Genomic DNA, 1,205 nt, shown 5'->3' with positions numbered 1-1,205 from the left:
GCTGCTGGCCGAGGCCGATGTGGTGGTCGCCGACCGGCTCGGGCCGCGCGACCTGCTGGACGAACTCCCCGCCCACGTCCAGGTCATCGACGCCGCCAAGATCCCCTACGGCCGCGCCATGGCCCAGGAGGCCATCCACGCGACGCTGATCGAGCACGCCAGGGCGGGCCGGTCCGTCGTCCGGCTCAAGGGCGGCGACCCCTACGTCTTCGGCCGGGGCATGGAGGAGGCCCAGGCGCTGGCGGCGGCCGGGATACCGGTCACCGTGGTGCCCGGGGTCACCAGCGCCATCAGCGTGCCGGGCGCGGCCGGGATCCCCGTCACCCACCGGGGAGTGGCACACGAGTTCACCGTCGTCAGCGGCCATCTGGCGCCCGACCATCCGCGTTCCCTGGTGGACTGGCCGGGGCTGGCCCGGCTGCGCGGCACCCTGGTGCTGCTCATGGCGGTGGAGCGGATGCCGGCGATCGCCGCCACCCTCATCGCCCACGGCCGGGACCCCCGGACCCCGGTCGCGGTCGTCCAGGACGGCACCACCGCCGCCCAGCGCCGTACCGACGCCACCCTGGCCACGGTCGCCGACCGGATCGCGCGGGACGGCGTCCGGCCGCCCGCCGTGATCGTCGTCGGCGAGGTCGTGACCGTCGCGGAAGGGGCCGAGGACCGGTGACCCGTACCCCGATCCCCGTCACGGACCCCGCCGACCCGCGGCTCGCCGACTACACGGCGCTCACCGACGTGGCGCTGCGCCGCCGGCTGGAGCCCGCCGAGGGCCTGTTCATGGCCGAGGGCGAGAAGGTCATCCGGCGCGCCCTGGCGGCCGGTTACCCCATGCGCTCGCTGCTGCTGACCGAGAAGTGGGCCGCCGCCCTGGCCGACGTCATCGAGGCGGTCGACGCGCCGGTCCACCTGGTCACCCCGGAGCTGGCCGAGCAGGTCACCGGCTACCACGTGCACCGGGGCGCCCTGGCCGCGATGCAGCGGCTGCCGCTGCCGGACCCGGCGCGGCTGCTGGCCGGGGCGCGCCGGGTCGCCGTGGTGGAGGCGGTCAACGACCACACCAACATCGGGGCGATCTTCCGGGGCGCCGCGGCCCTGGGCATGGACGCCGTCCTGCTGTCGCCGGACAGCGCCGATCCGCTCTACCGGCGGTCGGTCAAAGTCTCCATGGGGGCGGTGTTCTCACTGCCGTAAGCCCGGCTGGA

General features: G+C 75.4%; 1 protein-coding gene and 1 pseudogene. Both read left to right on the top strand.

Annotation, left to right across the window (positions count from 1 at the left end):
* On the top strand, positions 1-670 hold a 670-nt coding region (gene cobA / locus ACFV5N_RS27935; RefSeq protein ID WP_385605370.1), incomplete at its 5' end, for a uroporphyrinogen-III C-methyltransferase.
* A pseudogene (locus ACFV5N_RS27930) lies at positions 667-1,191 on the top strand (TrmH family RNA methyltransferase); the annotation flags it as partial. The gene cobA and the pseudogene ACFV5N_RS27930, both read left to right, overlap by 4 nt.
* Positions 1,192-1,205 lie beyond the last annotated feature (14 nt).

Source organism: Streptomyces sp. NPDC059853 (assembly GCF_042731495.1).
Classification (GTDB): domain Bacteria; phylum Actinomycetota; class Actinomycetes; order Streptomycetales; family Streptomycetaceae; genus Streptomyces.
The sequence above is the reverse complement of the archived record's forward strand: the minus strand, read 5'-3'. Positions and strand labels throughout refer to the sequence as shown.